The organism is Bradyrhizobium nitroreducens, from assembly GCF_002776695.1.
In the GTDB taxonomy this organism is placed as follows: domain Bacteria; phylum Pseudomonadota; class Alphaproteobacteria; order Rhizobiales; family Xanthobacteraceae; genus Bradyrhizobium; species Bradyrhizobium nitroreducens.
The window spans coordinates 6,351,235-6,369,176 of the sequence record NZ_LFJC01000003.1; the positions used below are offsets into that span (position 1 = coordinate 6,351,235).

Annotated in this window: 9 protein-coding genes and 1 pseudogene; 3 read left to right on the plus strand and 7 right to left on the minus strand. The window is 63.3% G+C overall.

Going from position 1 to position 17,942, the window contains the following annotated elements; genetic code table 11:
• From TSA1_RS40415 to TSA1_RS30365, 5 genes and pseudogenes are all read right to left on the minus strand, one after another.
• Positions 1–513 (minus strand): annotated as a pseudogene (locus TSA1_RS40415) (hypothetical protein); the annotation flags it as partial.
• Between the two features lie 339 nt (positions 514–852).
• Positions 853–1,914 (minus strand): DUF7146 domain-containing protein, encoded by a 1,062-nt coding sequence (locus TSA1_RS30340; protein WP_100179531.1) that lies wholly within the window; start codon positions 1,912–1,914, stop codon positions 853–855.
• Positions 1,914–6,230, minus strand: a complete 4,317-nt coding sequence (locus tag TSA1_RS30345; protein ID WP_100179532.1) for a strawberry notch-like NTP hydrolase domain-containing protein — start codon at positions 6,228–6,230, stop codon at positions 1,914–1,916. Before TSA1_RS30345 ends, TSA1_RS30340 begins: the two co-directional genes overlap by 1 nt.
• 184 nt (positions 6,231–6,414) lie before the next feature.
• Complete coding sequence (locus TSA1_RS40120; protein WP_174719138.1) at positions 6,415–8,532, minus strand: ParB/RepB/Spo0J family partition protein; 2,118 nt, start codon at positions 8,530–8,532, stop codon at positions 6,415–6,417.
• Positions 8,533–8,628: 96 nt separating this feature from the next.
• Complete coding sequence (locus TSA1_RS30365) at positions 8,629–9,591, minus strand: ArdC family protein (RefSeq protein ID WP_100179535.1); 963 nt, start codon at positions 9,589–9,591, stop codon at positions 8,629–8,631.
• 1,568 nt (positions 9,592–11,159) lie between these two features.
• Between TSA1_RS30365 and TSA1_RS39075 the strand changes: the two genes are divergently transcribed.
• Positions 11,160–12,269, plus strand: a complete 1,110-nt coding sequence (locus tag TSA1_RS39075; RefSeq protein ID WP_142249500.1) for a hypothetical protein — start codon at positions 11,160–11,162, stop codon at positions 12,267–12,269.
• Positions 12,270–12,318: 49 nt separating this feature from the next.
• Here the strand turns inward: TSA1_RS39075 and TSA1_RS30380 are convergent, their stop codons facing one another.
• On the minus strand, positions 12,319–13,101 hold the full coding sequence (locus TSA1_RS30380) for an enoyl-CoA hydratase/isomerase family protein (protein WP_100179538.1): 783 nt from the start codon (positions 13,099–13,101) through the stop codon (positions 12,319–12,321).
• A 180-nt stretch (positions 13,102–13,281) separates the two neighbouring features.
• On the opposite strand from TSA1_RS30380, the gene TSA1_RS30385 reads away from it, so the two are divergent.
• Positions 13,282–14,646 (plus strand): caspase family protein, encoded by a 1,365-nt coding sequence (locus TSA1_RS30385; protein WP_100181421.1) that lies wholly within the window; start codon positions 13,282–13,284, stop codon positions 14,644–14,646.
• Here the strand turns inward: TSA1_RS30385 and TSA1_RS30390 are convergent.
• Positions 14,643–16,730 (minus strand): molybdopterin oxidoreductase family protein, encoded by a 2,088-nt coding sequence (locus TSA1_RS30390; RefSeq protein ID WP_100179539.1) that lies wholly within the window; start codon positions 16,728–16,730, stop codon positions 14,643–14,645. The two genes, TSA1_RS30385 and TSA1_RS30390, sit on opposite strands and share 4 nt — an antisense overlap.
• A 234-nt stretch (positions 16,731–16,964) precedes the next feature.
• On the opposite strand from TSA1_RS30390, the gene TSA1_RS30395 reads away from it, so the two are divergent.
• Complete coding sequence (locus TSA1_RS30395) at positions 16,965–17,939, plus strand: Bug family tripartite tricarboxylate transporter substrate binding protein (protein ID WP_174719140.1); 975 nt, start codon at positions 16,965–16,967, stop codon at positions 17,937–17,939.
• The last annotated feature ends 3 nt before the right edge of the window (positions 17,940–17,942 follow it).

Consider the following 17,942-nt stretch of genomic DNA (forward strand, 5'->3'; position numbering starts at 1 on the left):
GTCGATCATTGCTGCGGTCAGCGTACGATGGTTCACCAGCGATCCCGATCGGGGGCGCCAGGATGAGCCGGTGTGAGTCTCGAAGCGCTCAATGGCCTGATCACGGAAGAGCTCCAGACAGTTGCGGCGCTCAATCAGCGTGATGCCTTCCGCCGTGATGCGCTCGAGTTCGACGGATCGAATTTCGGAGCCGTCCTGCTCGCGCTGGCTCTTCTGCTGCGCCTGTTCGTTATTGTCGAGCTGACGACCGAGGCGGTCGACCGCTCGGTGAAACAGGTTGACGGTCGACCAGAGCAGATCGTCAAGGTCCGGCTCGAGCCGAGTATCACTCAACGTCGCGACCAGAGCATCGAAGATGTCAGCGACGGCACCGGTGATGCTCTTGCCCTCGGGAAGCGGCCGTGGATCGGGCTGGTCGTCGAAGGGGTGGTAGCCGAAGAGCTGCAATTCGGTAAGAACGTGTTCGGTCGGAGATGCGGCGTGCGGCGGTTCGATGTCGTCGTGATCGGTCATGGAGGTGATCCTTTGCCGGATCGGCCGCGACCATCGCGGCCTTCGTGGTGATCACTCAGATGGCAGGCGGAACGGGCCAGAACCCGGAGCGGAACGGAGGGCCGAAGCGCAGCGGAGGATGGCGGAGGCCGGCTATTTTGCTTCGCGATGCAAAGCGCGCTCGACAGATGGCTAATATGTCTTCTCGTCGCCGGCGCGCGGCGGAAAATAGCCGGACGCAGCCATTGCCGGCCCGAGCCGCTTGCCGTCCGATCGCCCTCTAGAAGGCCGTGGTCGCGTCCTCTTCCGGCAGTGGCCGCACCGCGACCGACCTGTCGACGGCCCATCGAATTGCCGGGGCTATTCCGCGGTTGCCATCGACGAATGCGGGAAACGGACGACGTCCTCCGGTGCGAGTTGAAGTAGCAACGCTGCTCGGAGGGCCTCGAGGCCGAAGATATGCAGATCTTCGTTGAAGTCGCCCAGCCGGGGCGATAATGCGATCGCTTCAATGCCGGCGGCTTCTGCGCGCTGGGTGAGAATAGCCTGTACGGCATCTCCGGCGGCATCTGCGTCACGGGCGATATAGAGTCGGCGTAGGCCAGACGGCAGCAACATGGCTGAGAGGTGATTGGCCGAGAGAGCAGCGGTCATGGGCAAGGTCGGCAGTACATGACGCAGCGACAGCATGGTCTCGATCCCCTCGCCCGCAGCGAGCACGTCGTCCACCACGCCGAAGCGAACGGCGTTACCAAGCAGGTCGCCCATGGCCCGTCGTGGGGTGTCGATCGGGGCCTTGCCGAGCCGCACACGATCAAAGCCGTGTGGATCTAGCCAGGTGCGATGTACGCCGGTGATCCGTCCTTCGAGGTCCGTGACAGAGCCTATCATCGCCGGCCAGGTTTCAGTCGGCAAATGCTCGTCCGGTCGGTAGTAGCAACGTGGGTGGAAGCGCAGGCTACCACCATGGTGGATTTGGCTTATTCCACGACGTTGCAAATACGTTTCCACCAACGTCCCTTCGATCGGACCGGATATCGCAAAAAGTCGACGGGCGGCTTCTTGCGATCCAGCTGGCACGACCGGACGAACGGGTCTCGGGAGTGATTGCTCCTCAGAACGAGGCAGCTTCAGAAAGCGCCTCGCCTCCTCGGCGACCTCGCGGAAGTCTCGCAAGGCAAGGCTTTCGCGGATGATGTCGAGGAGATCGCCATGCCCCCCGGTCGCGGCGTCGGTCCATTTGCCGGCGCGGCCCTTCGACGATTCCTGGAGCCGCACAAATAGCGAGCGGCCCGGGGTGTTGTGGACGTCGCCAACCACCCAGTACCGCCCCGCCCGCTTACCATTGGGGAGATAGTGTCGGCACACCGCCTCGGCCTCGCGCGCGAGGCGGCGTGCCAGTTCGGAGACATCGCCGGACATCACGCGGCCTCCCGCTCACTGACGCCCGTAACCGGATAGGTGTCGAGCACCCTCGACAGGACCTCAATGCCGCTCGCGTCCGCGGGTACGAACATGCGCAGCTTCCAGGAGATGATCTCCCCAAAGAGGCCGTAAGCACGGAGGCGATCGCGCATCGTGTCGTTGAATCCCGACAACTCGATGCGATATGCACCCATCACGCGGACTCGACGAAGCTGGAGCCCCTCCGTTAGATCGAGGACGGTCCGTCCTTCCACCAGCGCGGCAAAGGCAGCATCCGGCGTCAGCGAAGGCGCGTCCGCCGCAAGGACGCTTGCGACCCAGACCGCAGAGACCTTGCGTCCGATGATACGTTCGCCTGCATCGGTCTGGAGCCGATAGACACGGGTCGATTCGTTCGGCAGCCACTTCCAGATCGGGAGCAGCAGGCCCGCCACGATGTGGATCGTGCTTTCCGTGAACTCAGGCACGTCGGCAAGCTCCGCCAGCCAGGCAGCAGCAAAACGCTCGCGATCCGCTTCAACCCAATGGCTCTCCACCATCATGTTCAAGGGAACTTGGTGCTGCTCCATAGGCCGGATCAGGCGGACGCGGCGCTCGATCTCGCCGTCGTCGAGCATGATGCTCGGGGCGGGAACCTGCACGGCGGCCCGTCCCGAGCGCTCGTTGATCAGCAGGACAGCATGATTGGAAAGACGAGCAAGAGCGTCATCCAGACTCACCGGATGATTGCGGTGGCGCTGGGCGACCGTGAGCAGCCGGGTCTCGGCGCCGGTCGCCGGATGGTCATAGATCGTCCGCCGGTCGGTGACGACAAAGCTCTCGGCACGGAGAGTTTCCAACCCCACGTCGTAGGTGCCGGATGCAACCGCGCCTTCGATCCGAGCGGTCAAGAGCTGCTCGAAGGCGGTGAACAGCACATTCTGCAGGTCAATGGTGAGGGCCAACAACCTGTTCAGGAAGGTCGTGATGGGCGGCAGCTCATCCCTGAGCCCATTGGTATCCGTCAGCTTCAGGCCAGTCGCATCTTGAAACCTCTCGAGCGAACATCCGTCGACCTTGCCTCGCACCAGCAGCGTGTAGAGTTGACGCAATGCATCGCGCCCATACTGGCTTTCGAGATTGTCCTCGGGCCGAAACAGCCCCTGCCCTCCGGTCTGGCGCTGCCCGCGCGTAATGGCCCCCAATGTGTCGAGCCGACGCGCGATGGTGCTGAGGAAGCGCTTTTCCGCCTTCACGTCGGTCGCGATGGGACGAAACAGCGGCGGCTGCGCCTGATTGGTCCGGTTCGTTCGGCCGAGCCCCTGGATCGCAGCATCCGCCTTCCATCCGGGCTCGAGCAGATAGTGAACCCGCAAGCGGCGATTCCGGGCCGAGAGTTCGGCGTGGTAGCTCCTCCCCGTGCCGCCCGCGTCGGAGAACACGAGGATCCGCTTGACGTCGTCCATGAAGGCCGAGGTCTCGGCGAGGTTGGCCGAGCCGGCGCGGTTCTCGACCACCAGCCGGTCGCCCTTGCGCACGACACGGCGCGATCGGCCGGTCACTTCGGCGACCACGTCGGTGCCGAAGCGCTGCACTATTTGATCTAGCGCCCCAGGTACCGGAGGCAGCGAGGCGAGCTTCTCGATGAGGCGGCCGCGTCGTGCTACGGCTTCCCGGCTCTCAACCGGCTGGCCATCGCGATAGACAGGCCGGGAGCAGAGGTTGCCCTCAGAGTCCGTGAACGGTTCGTAGAGCTGGACTGGGAAGGAATGGGCGAGATAGTCGAGCACATATTCGCGCGGGGTGATGTCGACCTGGACGTCGCCCCAGTCTTCGGTCGGGATCTCGGCGAGCCGGCGCTCCATCAGCGCTTCGCCCGTTGAGACAATCTGGATGACAGCGGCATGGCCGGCGTCGAGATCGCGGTCGATCGATCGGATGAGCGATGGCGTCTTCATCGAGGTCAGCAGATGACCGAAGAAGCGCTGTTTGGCGCTCTCGAAGGCGGATCGGGCCGCGGATTTGGCCTGCCCGTTCAGCGTTCCGGTTTCGCCGGTGATGTTGGCGGCCCGCATCGCCGCGTCGAGGTTGTTATGGATGATGCTGAACGCATCGGCATAGGCGTCGTAGATGCGAACCTGCTCCGGCGCAAGCTGGTGCTCGACGAGCTCGTACTCGACGCCCTCATAGGACAATGAGCGGGCGGCGTAGAGACCGAGCGCCTTGAGGTCGCGCGCCAGCACCTCCATCGCCGCGACGCCCCCCTCCTCGATTGCCTCGACGAACTCGGCGCGTGTGGCAAATGGGAAGTCGGCACCGCCCCAAAGGCCGAGGCGTTGGGCATAAGCGAGGTTGTGCACCGTGGTAGCGCCCGTCGCCGACACATAAACTACGCGAGCGTTGGGCAAGGCGTGCTGGAGCCTCAGGCCTGCGCGCCCCTGCTGAGAGGCCGCCTGATCACCACGCTCGCCCTTGCCCCCGACCGCATTCTGCATGGCATGGCTCTCGTCGAAGACGATCACTCCGTCGAAGTCGGAGCCCAACCATTCAATGATCTGCCTGACACGAGAGAGCTTCTTGCCACGCTCGTCGGTGCGTAGCGTGGCGTAGGTGGCAAAAAGGATGCCTTCCGAAAGCCGGATCGGTGTGCCCTGGCGAAACCGGGACAGAGGCGTGACGAGTAGTCGCTCCATGCCGAGCGCGGACCAGTCGCGCTGGGCATCTTCGATCAGCTTGTCGGATTTGCTGATCCAGACCGCACGGCGGCGGCCCTTGAGCCAATTGTCGAGCAGGATCCCGGCGACCTGCCGTCCCTTGCCCGCACCGGTCCCATCGCCCAAGAACCAGCCGCGGCGAAAGCGGACGGCATTCTCGGCGTCGTCGCGCGCGGCGGCCACAACATCAAAGGTCGTATCGACCGTCCAGGAGCCTGCCAGGAATTCAGAATGCGCCTCGCCAGCATAAATGACGCTTTCGAGCTGGGCGTCCGACAGAACTCCGTCTGCCACCAGACTTAAAGGTAGATGCGGACGGTAGGACGGCTTCGGTGGCGCAACGGACGCCATCGCCGCGGATTGCACGAGCTTGGTCGAATGTGCGCATGATCCGGGAATACGGATCGACTGCAATCCGTACTCCTCATAGAGCGCATCGGTGAGGCGGGCGCCTTCCGGCGGCGACCATTCGACGGTCTCATACGTAAGCTCCACACCGTCGGGCGAGCTCCCCGAAGTGGACGATGGGCTTGGTGCAATGGTGCCCGCTGATCGGGACCTTGCAGGGCGTCTAATGACGTCGGCCACGACCTGCGTTGCGATGGGCAACCTCGGAGGCACGTGCTGGCTCACCCAGTCAAGCAAGGTGGCGACATCGCTGGCCAAGCCTAGCGAAGTAGGAAAAGCCGTCGGATCGGCAGCGCGCAGCTTGTCGATCACAAGCAGCCGTGTGTCGATTTGCGTTCCGTGCTTCGCGTAAACGGCGCCATCGATGGCCGCAGAAAGCACCACCCGCCCGCGTTCCTGGAGCCGCACAAAGGCGTCTCGCCATGGCGGGTTATCCGGCGCGAAGCTTGCGCCAGCGATGGCGACGAGGCGTCCACCGTCGCAAAGACGCGCGAGCGCTGAAGCAATGTGCCTGAGAGCCGCGTCTGCCATCCGTCGATCGACGTTTGCCATCGCCGAGAACGGCGGGTTCATCAGGACGACGCTTGGCACAACACCCGCATCGAGGTGGTCATCGATGTGTGCCGCATCGAACCGCGTGACCTTAACGCCCGCGAATAGATGCTCGAGCAGCCCCGCCCGGGTCTCGGCCAACTCGTTCAATATCAGAGCGCCGCCGGCCAGTTCGGCAAAGATTGCGAGCAAGCCAGTCCCCCCAGAGGGCTCCAGAACGCGATCGGCCGGCGTAATGCCGGCTGCGGTGCATGCAGCCAGCCCAAGCGGGATCGGCGTCGAGAATTGCTGAAGTGCCTGACTATCTTCTGAGCGCCGCGTGTGGGTCGGCAGAAGGCCGGCCACTCGCGCGAGCATCGGCAGCATGGCGGTCGTCGAGCCAGCCTTGGCGCGCATGGCAGGGCCGAACTTGCGAAGGAATAGAACGGTTGCCGCCTCGCAGACGTCATAGGCGGTCTTCCAGCTCCAGACGCCGGCCGCGTCTGAGGCGCCGAAGGCTGCCTCCATGGCGCTACGCAGGACGGCGGCATCGATGCGACGGCCGCGTTCGAGCTCGGTCAGGAGCTGTCGCGCGGCCCTGACGGCGGCGGAGGTGAGATTTGCGGCGGCACGCATCGAGAGCGGCGCGGCGGCAGCGCCGCCGGCGAGAGATTCGGTCATGGCAGGATTCTTTCGGGGAGCAGGAATGGGTCGAACCACCAGGCGCTCTCCTCTGACCCCGACGGCTCAAACCCTTCCCGGCCCGACTCTCCCTCTCAGCCCTCGCCCATAAGAATGGGGACCGGCGCTGTACACCGGTCCCCAAGCAACTGCGGGACGAACCGAGCCATCCGATCGATGATGTTCACTCAGCCGCGTCGAGCCGTTGAGGATCATCGTCGCGGGCGTTCTCCGGATCCACCTCGTCGGCAATGAATTCTGGAAGCGGGCCAGCTTCGCGCTCCTGCCCCACTGGCGCCGCATCGGGATCGAGGAGACGCAGCGGCTCCGGCAACCAGCCCGAGCCATCCAGAAGACGCTCGGCCTCCTTGGCCATGTCGGCCTTCTTCAGATGATCGATCAATTGTGCCGACGACTCGCCCTTGGCTTCCCGGATCGCCTCCAGTATGCGAGGTTTGGTGACCCGGCCGAGATAGCTATCGACAGTCGGTCGCCAGCCGGCCTGCACCATGTCGAGCCCGACCGCGCGCGCCAACACATTGGCCTGGTCGAGACGCGTGCGGCCACCATGGGCGGAGAAGCGGCCCTGATTGTAGCGGTTGGTCGGCTCATAGACGGCGTTGACCGCAAATGACGCACAGTGAGCGAACAGGGACGCCTGAGCGGCACCGTCGAGAGCTGTGAGCGCATCCCAGAGATCCTTCTCGCCCTTCGGCAACCGTGCTTTCCAAGACTCATGCCGCGCCTCGACGGCCTTCGCGGACGCGCTCTCCCGCAGGCCGGGGGCTTGAGCGGGAAAGGTCGGCGTGTGAAGTCCGATCTCAAGTGAGCTTCCGGACGAGGCGAACCGGTAAAAGGCCGTCAGCACGAAGTTATGCAGCACCGCCTGGAACGCGATGGCGGGATGTTCTGCCAGCGCATCCCGCAATGCCAGCGTACGATGCGCCGTCAGCTCGGTGATCAGCCGATCCGGCAGAGGTCTGGCCGCATCCTCATCATCTTCTTCAGCATCGGGAGCACCACCCGCGACCGCTATCACCGTGCGTTGGACGGAAGTACCCTCTTCTTGACCTTCGGTGGAAAACGCACCGGCGTCTTGCCCGACGTCGCAATCAGTTGCCGGCACCTCGTCCTCTGGCCGGACGTAACCCCGGTCCACGGAGAGGCGCCCCTCGGAATCGATGCTGATGAAGACGCCAGCTCGGGCGATCTCGGTCGGATCGTAGTGCATCGGCCGGTTTTCGAATGCCGCCAGTGCCGCCTCGATTTCGCCGAGACGCCGGTCGATTTCGTCGGGCAGCTCGTCTGCATCCTGATAATCGGTTTCCAGCTTGGCTTGCTCGGCGTTCAGGGCATCGATGGTGGCCTGCTCCTCAGGTGAGGGATCGACAGGTTTGCCCTCGATTCCTCGGAGCCCTTGAGTGTGACCGTAAGAGAACTCTACGGCGACCGAGATCCACTTCCAGCCTTCGGCCGCGATCGCCTCAGCTTCGGCTTTGAGCTTTTCGGTCACGAGGCGGTCGAGCAACACGACGTCCTGAAGCCAGCCGCATTCGTCGTGCTCGAACAGATCCCGCAGAACGCCGCCACCCGCTTGCTGATAGGCATCGCGGCCCACAAATTGGGCCCGACGATCGGACCCCCGCACGGTGTTCTCAGTGAGCAGCCGGCGGATCTGGTAAGGCTCGTCATAACCGGAACGGCTGACGTTCTCCCAGACTTGCTCCTGGCGGGCGTGATCGGCTGTGACCGAGAACGCCATGAGCTGCTCGAGCGTTATGCCGTCTTCGGCATAGACCTCAAGCAGCTTCGGCGACACCGACGCCAGCCGCAGCCGCTGCTTCACGATCGCAGGGTTCACGAAGTGCCGGGCGGCGATGTTTTCCTCGGTCATGCCGAGATCGCGGAGAGTCTGGAAGGCCCGAAACTGATCGAGCGGGTGCAGACCGACCCGCTCATCGTTCTCCGCCACCGAATCGTCCGCGGCAATGCCCCCTTCACGCACGACGCACGGCACCGCCTGCGTCTTTGACATGCGTTTTTGTTTCACCAGAAGCTCGAGGGCACGATAGCGCCTGCCGCCCGCCGGCACCTCGAACATGCCGGTCTCGTTGTCATCTGCATCAACGACGGCCCGGACACTTAGACTTTGCAGAAGCGTGCGTTGGGCGATGCTCTCGGCTAGCTGTTCGATCGAGACACCGGCCTTGACGCGGCGAACGTTCGACTGGCTGAGCACGAGCTTGTTGAACGGAATATCCCGGGAAGGCGACAGCGTGATCTTTTGTACGGCTTTCGTCATTTTGGCTCTCCACGACGGGCGGCCGTGAGACTCTCTCTCGGCTTCCAACCCGTCGCGAACAGCCTCCCCCCTCTCACTCTCGCGCGAGGCCAAGCATCACGCTGCCTCGCGATCGGCGACAGCCGAAGCCAGCGACGCGGACTCAATGGACCCGGGAACGAAGCCGAGCAAATAGTCCGCGGCCTTGCTCGCCTGCGAGGCGGCCCGCACGATGGCGCGATTATCTTCGCGCAGTACTTCGAGCCAGGAGCCGATATAGTCGGCATGGCGCACGGTCGGCGTTATCCCGAGCGACGCGCAGCCGAACGCGGAACTTAGTTCGGCTACCAACTCCTCGAAGGCATATTTCTTCGTACCGTAGGATCCGCTTTGGTCGCGGTTGAGGCGCGAGCGATGTCCCGTCGCATGACCGAGTTCATGCAACGCTGTGCGGTGCCAGTTGATGGGTTCAAAATAGGCCTGGGGCGGTGGGACCTGAACATAGTCTTCGGCTGTTGCGTAGAATGCGCGATCTCCACCGATCCGAAATGGAATTCCGCTGGCCTTGATCAGGGCGTCGACCGTAGGTTCGATGAGGCCAGCTGGCGGTGGCGGCGCAGCGGTAGCAATCCCGCCAGGCAGTTGCTCGCACTGATCGGTGTTGAAGACGGTAAATCGCTTGAGGAATGGAATTGCCTGCTCGTCTTCGCCGGTCTCGACGGCGCGTCGTTTTTCGTCATTCGGAACGAAACGATCTGCGTAGACGACAGTGGTGCCGCGCTCTCCCTTGCGAACGTGGCCGCCAAGCGAGAGCGCCTGACGGAAGGTGAGCCAACTTTGCCCGGTGAATCCGCGTTCGATTACGGCTCCCCAGAGGATGAGGATGTTAACGCCACTGTATTGCCGGCTAGTCGATGCATTTTTCGGCATCGCCAGCGGCGCTTTCGCCGCGGCCGTACCCCAAGGCTGAACCCAGGGGATGCGTCCGGCCTGAAGCTCGGCAATAATCTTGTCGGTGATTTCGCTATAGAAGTTCGCGCGGTCCCGGCCGGCGCGCGCGCGAGAAGCAGGGTTTGGCATCGCGGTTCTCCGCGACGGGCGCGGCGAGCCTCTCTCGCAGCTTGTAACCCGTCACGGAAAACCCAGCCCGCACTCTTACTCTTAGCCTCTTGCCCGATCTGCCTTAGGGCTGCAGGTCCGACCGGGCGTGCGCCAGAGGCGCATCGCCTAAACGCAAAATGGCACCCGCAGGAGCGTGAGCATAGCGACGCCGAAGGCGGCACGCGGGACCGAGTGCAGCGACGAGACCGGTTAAAAGGGCACCCGGGAACGGGGCAGTGATAGCGATCGCCGCAGGCGAGCCCCTTTCCCGAGTGCCCCCGGCGAGGAGCACCAAAGCTCTAGCGCGAGGGATCGAAGCCGCAAGGCCGAGACGCTGCGCGGCTCGGTTCACGGGAGCCCGGTGCGGCTCTGGCCGCACGCGCCCCCGCCCACAAAGAGCGACAACCTGCCACGGGCTATGCACACACGCCTGCATTCCATCGATCTTGATGCGTCAGGAGAAATGGCTTTGGCCCTTCTCACCTACTCTGGCATCGCCTCACGTTGCGGATCAGCCTAAGCGATCGATTGCCACAACTTCATAGCTCAACTTCGCGCTAGCTCCTCCAAGAAGCAGCCCACACCGATCAGGTGGATCGACAAGAGAGCCGTCGATCACGCGTTCGGGAAACCACAGAAACAAACTTCCGAAGCGCGCACAGTTCATGTTCCGGCGCTGAAAAGCGCTCTGATGCCCAAATGCGGATCCGACGGCGAATTTGTCGGAAAGACGATTGATGAAGCATCGAAAGCAGTTGACTGCCTGCTAGCGGGCGTCCCACCCACGATTGGAGAAAACAAGCCATGTTGTTCGGCTATTTGGCGGACCGGCTCATTGGCTAGCTACGATAGAGCACACCAAGGAGTACTTTTCTGCACGCCAGCCTAACCGATCACCGCGAGGCCGCACGGCGCAGTAGAGCAGGAAGCTCTTTCACCGTAAAAAATCTTCTCAAGACCAATCGCAATTCTCGCGCGTCGGGGAGGACTACAGATCAACCTGGGTCCTCTAGATCGGACGTCACAAACGGGCAAACTCCGCTCTTGCTTGCACCTAACCGTTCCCCATTAGTCAGACCAGAATATCGAAGCTCGCCACGCAAAGTGCTGCCCGCTCGATATCCACCCGCTGGAGCTTGGCCAGCGTTGATGAGGGCGGACATGGCAGCCGCTTACCTCGACTTTGAAGACACAGGCGAATTCACGCGCGCAATCCGCCAAGGGGACGCCCCGCTCCCGGTCGGTGGTCGTCGAACTGGACGGGTGCGTCAGCCGGTTTGGTCGCGGTCAGCTATGGACGACTTCGCAGCACCTCCCGTTCAGAAAGCGCAAATCAACAACTCGGAGGATCTCTTATGTCTGGTATGATGCCAGTCGATGGTAAACCCAAGCTTCCTCGATATTGTCAACGGAAGCTATTGGCAAGCAATGCCGTCGCCTACTATTTTGTACCGCCAATGTGGGCTCGTCGGCAAGGTTGCGAATTGACCGCCGAAGCGCTAGGGAGAGATTACGCCCGTGCCCTCGAGCGAGTTGAGAAAGTCCTCTTGCCAGCGTTCGACAGTTGGCGCTCTCAAGGGCAAAGTGATATGGTGCCTGCTTCGCCCGAGACCGGCACCTTTGACTGGCTCGTCGGCATATTCCAAGCTCACCAGAAATGGCACGAACTCGACAGCAACACCCAGCGCCAGTACCGCAAGAACCTGGCCCTCCTTGCCAATCATGAGCTGAGAGATGGAAGCCGCGTTGGATCGAAGCGATTGTCAGATTTCACAAAGGCCTTTGTCGACGCAATTTACGTAAAGTTACTAGTTGTTACAAAACCAGGTAAGAATGGAGAAGTTATCGTCCGCGAGCGCCGACGCTACGTCAACTTGGCCATGGCGAGCTGCCGGCGCGCTTGGTTTGTTGGCCAGCGGGCCCAAGAGATGATTGTGCCAGCGAGCAATCCATTTTCACGAATGGGGTTAAGATCGCGCGCGCCCGGGCAGCCGATACGGCCCACCCCGACCGCAACATGGGATGAACTTGTCGCGTTCAGAGCTGCCGCTACACGACTCGACTACGGTTCGATAGGAACTGCTGCCTTGTTGTCATGGGAATGGTTGCAACGAGAGCAACACGTTTTCGGTGCTTTCGACATATCGCATTATCGCCCTGACGAACGTCCGAACAGCGTCAAGATCGTGCATCCTAAGAACGGAGAGGAGGCCTGGTGGCCCCTATTTGACGAGATGGGCACCGCTCTTTTTCCTGAACTTACGAACGAACTCGACGAGATCAAGAAGGCTTCTCTTCCCGGCCTGGTATTCCGACGCACCCACGCCCATCGTAGCTCGGCGTTCCCACTTCCATGGATCACACCACGCAAGGATCTACGCTATTTGCGGAGCGTTGTGAAGAAGATCGTGGTAGAGGCCGGCCTTCGTCAGGAACTTTCCTTTACGTCCTTCCGACACGGAGGCTTCACGGAAGGTGCCGACAGCGATCTCACCGACGCGGAATTACGTGCCGCGGGCCGTCACAGGTCCAGCCGCCAACTGCCAACCTACGCCAAACGCACCGGCAAGCAGCTGATCGCGGCTACAAAGAAGCGCCGCAAGGAGCGGACTAGATCACTCCTTTTTCGACTAAATGCCAATCGCGACTGGGAATAAAAGGCAACGCCTCACTCGCGGCATCCTATATTTGCCCGGGAATGATCGCCTATTTGCCCGTCCAGACCGGCTTGCGCTTCTCGCTGAACGCCTTCAGGCCTTCCTTGGCGTCCTCGGTCATCGCCAGCAGCGCGATCTGGCTTTCGGTGTAGGCGATGCTCTCGTCGAACGACATCGAGGCGATGGCGCGCATGGCATATTTGCCGCGGCGGATCGCGGTCGGGGATTTGTCGACGATGCGGCCGATCAGCCAGTCGACCTTGGCATCAAGCTCGGCCGCGGGCACCACGTAGTTGAGCAGGCCCGCCGCCTGCGCCGCCTTGGCATCGAACGGCTCGCCCGTGAGCGCCCATTCGTTGACGAGGCGCGGCGGCGCGATGGTCTGCAACAGGCTCAGCACCTGCATCGGGAACACGCCGACCTTCACCTCCGGTAGGCCGAAGACGACGTGATCGGCCGCAACCGCCATGTCGGTCATGCACAAAAGGCCCATGCCGCCGGCCATGCAGACGCCGCCGACCCGCGCAATCGCGGGCTTGGTGGCGTTCTGTGACAAACGTAACAGATCGGCATAGTCGACATTTGGTTTAGAATGATCCATCGCGAAAGCGGCGCCGGAATTCTGCAAGTCCGCGCCCGCGCAGAACGCCTTGTCGCCCGCGCCCGTCAGCACGATGACGCGGACGTCCTTGTCGTCATGCGCGTCGCGATAGCCTTTGGTGATGCCGGCGATGACGTCGCCGTTCAGCGCGTTGCGCTTCTCCGGCCGGTTGATGGTGATCCAGAATGCCTGCCCGCGCTTCTCGGTGATGATTGCTGTGGTGTCGGTCATGGTCCACTCGCTTCCTTGCCTTTCGATCTGCCGCCATTTGCGGCAGGACGGGCGGCGCGCGCAAGGGCAATCTGCAACGCGGTGTCGGCGCAGCGTGTGGGCACAAATTCGCGCGCCGCTTGGACGACGAGCGACAGCCGCTGTCCCGACTGGAGGTTTTGATCCCCAATGAGCCATTTCATGCGCGCTGCGATGATCTTGTTGCTGGCGGGCCTGCTCGCAGTCGGCGCGAGCCCCGCAAGCTGCGCGGCCGATGCCGCCAAACTCGCGCTGGTGATCGGCAACGCCAGATATCCCGACAACGAATTCGTGCTGAACGACGTCGCCAACGACACCCAGGACGTCACTGAAGAATTGAAGCGCAGCGGCTTCGTCGTCGACCGCCAGAGCAATCTCACGGCGGACGCCATGCGGCAGGTGCTCGATCGCTTTTATGCCCGCATCGAACGCGGCACGGTGGCGCTGATCTTCTTCGACGGCTTTGCCATCCAGTCCAACCGGCAGACTTATTTGCTTCCCGTCGACGCGCAGATCTGGACCGAGCCGGACGTGGCGCGCGACGGCTTCAGCCTCGATACCATTCTGGCCGAGATGAACACACGTGGCGCGGCGATCAAGATCGCGCTGATCGACGCTTCGCGCCGCAATCCGTTCGAGCGGCGCTTCCGCCGCTATTCGGCGGGCCTCGCGCCGGCGATCGCGCCGAGCAACTCGCTCGTGCTCTACTCCGCAGCGCTCGGTGCGGCTGCGGCCGGGGGCAGGACCGATCACAGCCTGTTCGTCGCCGAGCTGCTGCGCGAGATCCGCGCCCCGAATATCAGCGCCGAGCAGGCCCTGACCAACACCAAGAACGGCGTGGTCGCCGCCACCAGGCGGGAACAGGTGCCGTGGCTGTCGTCCTCCCTGACCACAGATTTCTCGTTCGCAGGGCCAGTAACCCAGCCTTCCGACAACAAGGCCGGCGACCCGGCGCCGACGAAACCCGAGAAGCCGGTCTGCGTGACGCCGCAAGCAGAGCCCGCCCCCAGCGCCGACGATCTCGCCAGGGATCCGGTCGTCGCCGATCTCAGCCGCAAGATCGCAGCGAATGCCAACGATGTCATCTCGCGCTACAAGCGCGGCCAGGTCTATGCAATCAAGCGCGCCTATGCTCTCGCCATGCAGGATTTCGACGTCGTGATCCGCAAGAATCCTGGAGATGGCGAGGCGCTCAACAATCGCTGCTGGACGCGCGCTGCGACCGGCGATCTGCAGGGCGCGCTGACCGACTGCAATCTGGCGCTCCAGGCCGATCCCGGCTTGAGCGATGCGCTCGACAGCCGTGGGCTGGTCAACCTCAAGCTCGGCCGAACCGCCGAGGCGATCAAGGACTACACCGACGCGATCCAGCGCAACCCGCGCTCGTCATCGTCGCTGTTCGGCCGGGGCATCGCCACCCGCAGAGGCGGCGGCGACGGCGCCACCGATATCGCGCAGGCGAAGTCCATGAACCCCGACATCGCGAAGGAGTTTGCCGGCTACGGCGTGACGGAATGCAGCCCTTAGGCGGAAGCCTTCCTGATCCAGACCTTGTTGTCGTGGAACGCGGCCCCGCCGATCGGCGCCACCGCTTCGGCGCCCGTCAGCATGTTGATGCCGCGGCCGCCGACATGGTTCTTGTTCGGATGAACCGACTCGGCGATCAGGACGCCGCGCCGCACGCCCTCGAACAGCCTCGCAATCAGCGTGGTCTCGCCGCGGGTGTTGCCGAGCGTCACGGTGTCGCCGTCGGCGATGTCGAGCGCTGCGGCATCCAGAGGATGGATCATCACGCTCGCCTTGCCCTCGCGCGCCTGCGAGGACGGCGTCTCGTTGAAGGTGGTGTTGAGGAAGCTGCGCGAGGGGCTGGTCGCGAGCCGGAACGGATGGGCCTGGTCGACGTGCTCGATCACGGCCCAATGGTCCGGCAGATCAGGCATGTTGGCGACATCGCCCATCGTGACGCCGAACGGCGGATGGGCCCAATCGGCCTTGAAGTGGAATTTCCCGTCGGCATGGGCAAAGCCGTCGAGGAAATGCGAGGTGCGGAAGTCCGGCTGCAGATCGCGCCAGAGGTCGGCTTCTAGGCCGCCGATGTCGCCGTGATTGCTGAGCTTCAGCGTCGCGTCGATCAACTCGCGCGGCGTCATCTCGAAGCCCCGGTGCTTGGCGCCAAGCCGCGGCGCCAGCGCCTGCAACACCTCGTGGTTGGAGCGGCATTCGCCGGGCGGGTCGATCAGCTTCGCACCCACCGAGATGTGCTGATGGCCGCCGCCGTAATAGAGATCGTCATGTTCCATGAACATGGTCGCGGGCAGCACGATGTCGGCCATCTCAGCCGTCTCGGTCATGAACTGCTCGTGCACCGCGACGAACAGGTCCTCGCGCGCAAAGCCCTGCCGCACCAGCGCCTGCTCCGGCGCCACCGTCATGGGATTGGTGTTCTGGATCAGCATCGCCTTGACCGGGCCCTTGCCCAGCAGGGCCTCGGCATCGCCGGTGAGGATACGGCCGATCTTGGACTGGTCGAGGGCGCGGACGCCCGGGTCGATCGCGTCGTGACCCTCAATGATGGATTCGTTGAAGTGCCACAGCGCGTAATTGTTGAAGAAGGCGCCGCCGCCTTCATACTGCCAGGCGCCGGTCACCGCGGGAATGCAATTGGCCGCGTGCATCTGCGTGGCGCCGTTGCGGCTGCGCGTAAACCCGTAGCCGAAGCGGAAGAAGGTACGCTTGGTCTCGCCGACCGCCTTCGCGAAGGCTTCGATTTCCGCGACAGGCACGCCGCAAATCGCGGACGCCCATTCCGGCGTGCGTGTCCTCAGATGCGCCTCGAGCTCGGCGGGACAGTCGGTGTATTTGTCCAGATAGGCGCGGTCGGCATAACCGTCGCGGAACAGGACGTGCATCACGCCGCAGGCGAAGGCGCCGTCCGTGCCGGGCCGCAGGATGATCCTGATGTCAGCCTGCTTCATCGTCTCGTTGTCGTAGATGTCGATCGCCGCGATCTTCGCGCCGCGCTCCTTGCGGGCGCGGGAGGCGTGCGTCATCACGTTGACCTGGGTGTTGACGGGATTGGTGCCCCAGATCACGACGAGATCGGACAGCGCCATCTCGCGCGGATCGACGCCGGCGATCTTGCCGGTGCCGATCGCAAAGCCGATGCGCGCGACATTGGCGCAGATGGTCTGGTAGAAGCGCGAGTACTTTTTGACATGCGTCAGGCGGTTGAGCCCGTCGCGCATCACCAGGCCCATCGTGCCAGCGTAATAATATGGCCAGATCGATTCCGCGCCGAACTCGCGCTCGGCCGCATTGAAGCGGTGCCCGATCTCATCCAGCGCTTCGTCCCAGGAGATCCGCGCGAACTGCCCCGAGCCTTTCGGTCCGATGCGGCGCATCGGATACGTCACCCGCTCGGGGTGATGGATGCGCTCGGCGTAGCGCGCGACCTTGGCGCAGACGACGCCGGCCGTGTAGGTCTGCTTTTTCGAACCTCGGACACGGCCGATGCTGCGGCCCTCGACCACCTCGACATCGAGAGCACAGGCCGACGGGCAATCGTGCGGACAGGTCGAATGGCGGATTTCGATTTTCGCGTGCTGGTTCATGTCCCAGTTCGTAACACCAAAATACCGGTCAGCCGAGGGCATTTATCCGCCAACGCCCATGCGATTTGCTCAAACCGTGCGCGCCTGCGGTTCCTGCTGCGACCGCGAAAGGCGGCGCAATCACACCGAAAACCGCTCGATATTCCCCACCCGAGCAGTTTTGTAAGGCGTCGACAGTCCGCATTCCCTGCCGCTACAGTGCCAGCCAACAAGAACGACATCAGGGAGGTGGGCATGACAGCCCGAGGCTTCATGCTGGCGCTGGCTGCCGGCCTGCTCACAGTAGTCCCGGCCGCCCCCTCATTCGCACAGGATTATCCCACCCATGCCGTTCGGATCGTGGTGCCGTTCGGTGCCGGCGGGCCGGCCGATGTCGCGGCCCGGCTGATCGGCAACGTGCTCCAGGAGAGTTTTGGCCAGCCCTTCGTGATCGAGAACCGCACCGGCGCGGGCGGCGTCATCGGCACCGTGGAAGCTGCAAAGTCGCCGGCCGACGGCTACACGCTGCTGATGATGTCGAACACCCAGACGGCGAATGAATCCTTGCTGACGCCGGACAAGCGCAAGTACGAATTGATGCGCGACCTCGCGCCGATCGCGCCCGTGAACTATTCCGATCTCGTCATCGTGGTGAACCCGCAGGTTCCGGCGAAGACGCTGGCCGAGTTCATCGCGCTCGCCAAGGCGCAGCCAGGCAAGCTCAACTACGCCTCCTCCGGTCAGGGCACGCCCTACCACATGGCCGGCGAGCTGTTCAAAGCCATGGCCGGCATCGACCTCGTCCACGTGCCCTATCGCAACAGCGGCGAGGCGCGCAGCGGCGTGATCGGCGGACAGGTGCAGATGATGATCGACGCGGTGCCGGCGATGGCGCCGAACATCGCCGAGAGCCAGGTCCGCGCGCTCGCCACCACCGGCAAGCAGCGATCGACCGTGCTGCCGAACGTGCCGACCGCGATCGAAGCTGGCGTTCCCGGCTATGAAGCCACGATCTGGCTCGGCCTGATGGCACCATCAGGCACGCCGAAGCCCGTGATCGACAAGCTCAATGCCGCCGTGAACGCAATGGTGAAGCGACCCGATATCGTCAAGCTCTGGACAGAACAGGGCGCCGTGCCCATGTCGATGACGCCGGAGGAATTCGACAAGTTCCTGCGCGGCGACATCGAGAAATGGGCCGACGTCGTCAAGAAGTTCGACAAGTCCTGAGGC

Bases quoted from the DNA above. Each gene is read 5' to 3' on its own strand.
- TSA1_RS30340 (WP_100179531.1), bottom strand. From the start codon at position 1,914: ATGTCCGGCGATGTCTCCGAACTGGCACGCCGCCTCGCGCGCGAGGCC.
- TSA1_RS30345 (WP_100179532.1), bottom strand. From the start codon at position 6,230: ATGACCGAATCTCTCGCCGGCGGCGCTGCCGCCGCGCCGCTCTCGATG.
- TSA1_RS40120 (WP_174719138.1), bottom strand. From the start codon at position 8,532: ATGACGAAAGCCGTACAAAAGATCACGCTGTCGCCTTCCCGGGATATT.
- TSA1_RS30365 (WP_100179535.1), bottom strand. From the start codon at position 9,591: ATGCCAAACCCTGCTTCTCGCGCGCGCGCCGGCCGGGACCGCGCGAAC.
- TSA1_RS30380 (WP_100179538.1), bottom strand. From the start codon at position 13,101: ATGACCGACACCACAGCAATCATCACCGAGAAGCGCGGGCAGGCATTC.
- TSA1_RS30385 (WP_100181421.1), top strand. From the start codon at position 13,282: ATGCGCGCTGCGATGATCTTGTTGCTGGCGGGCCTGCTCGCAGTCGGC.
- TSA1_RS30390 (WP_100179539.1), bottom strand. From the start codon at position 16,730: ATGAACCAGCACGCGAAAATCGAAATCCGCCATTCGACCTGTCCGCAC.
- TSA1_RS30395 (WP_174719140.1), top strand. From the start codon at position 16,965: ATGACAGCCCGAGGCTTCATGCTGGCGCTGGCTGCCGGCCTGCTCACA.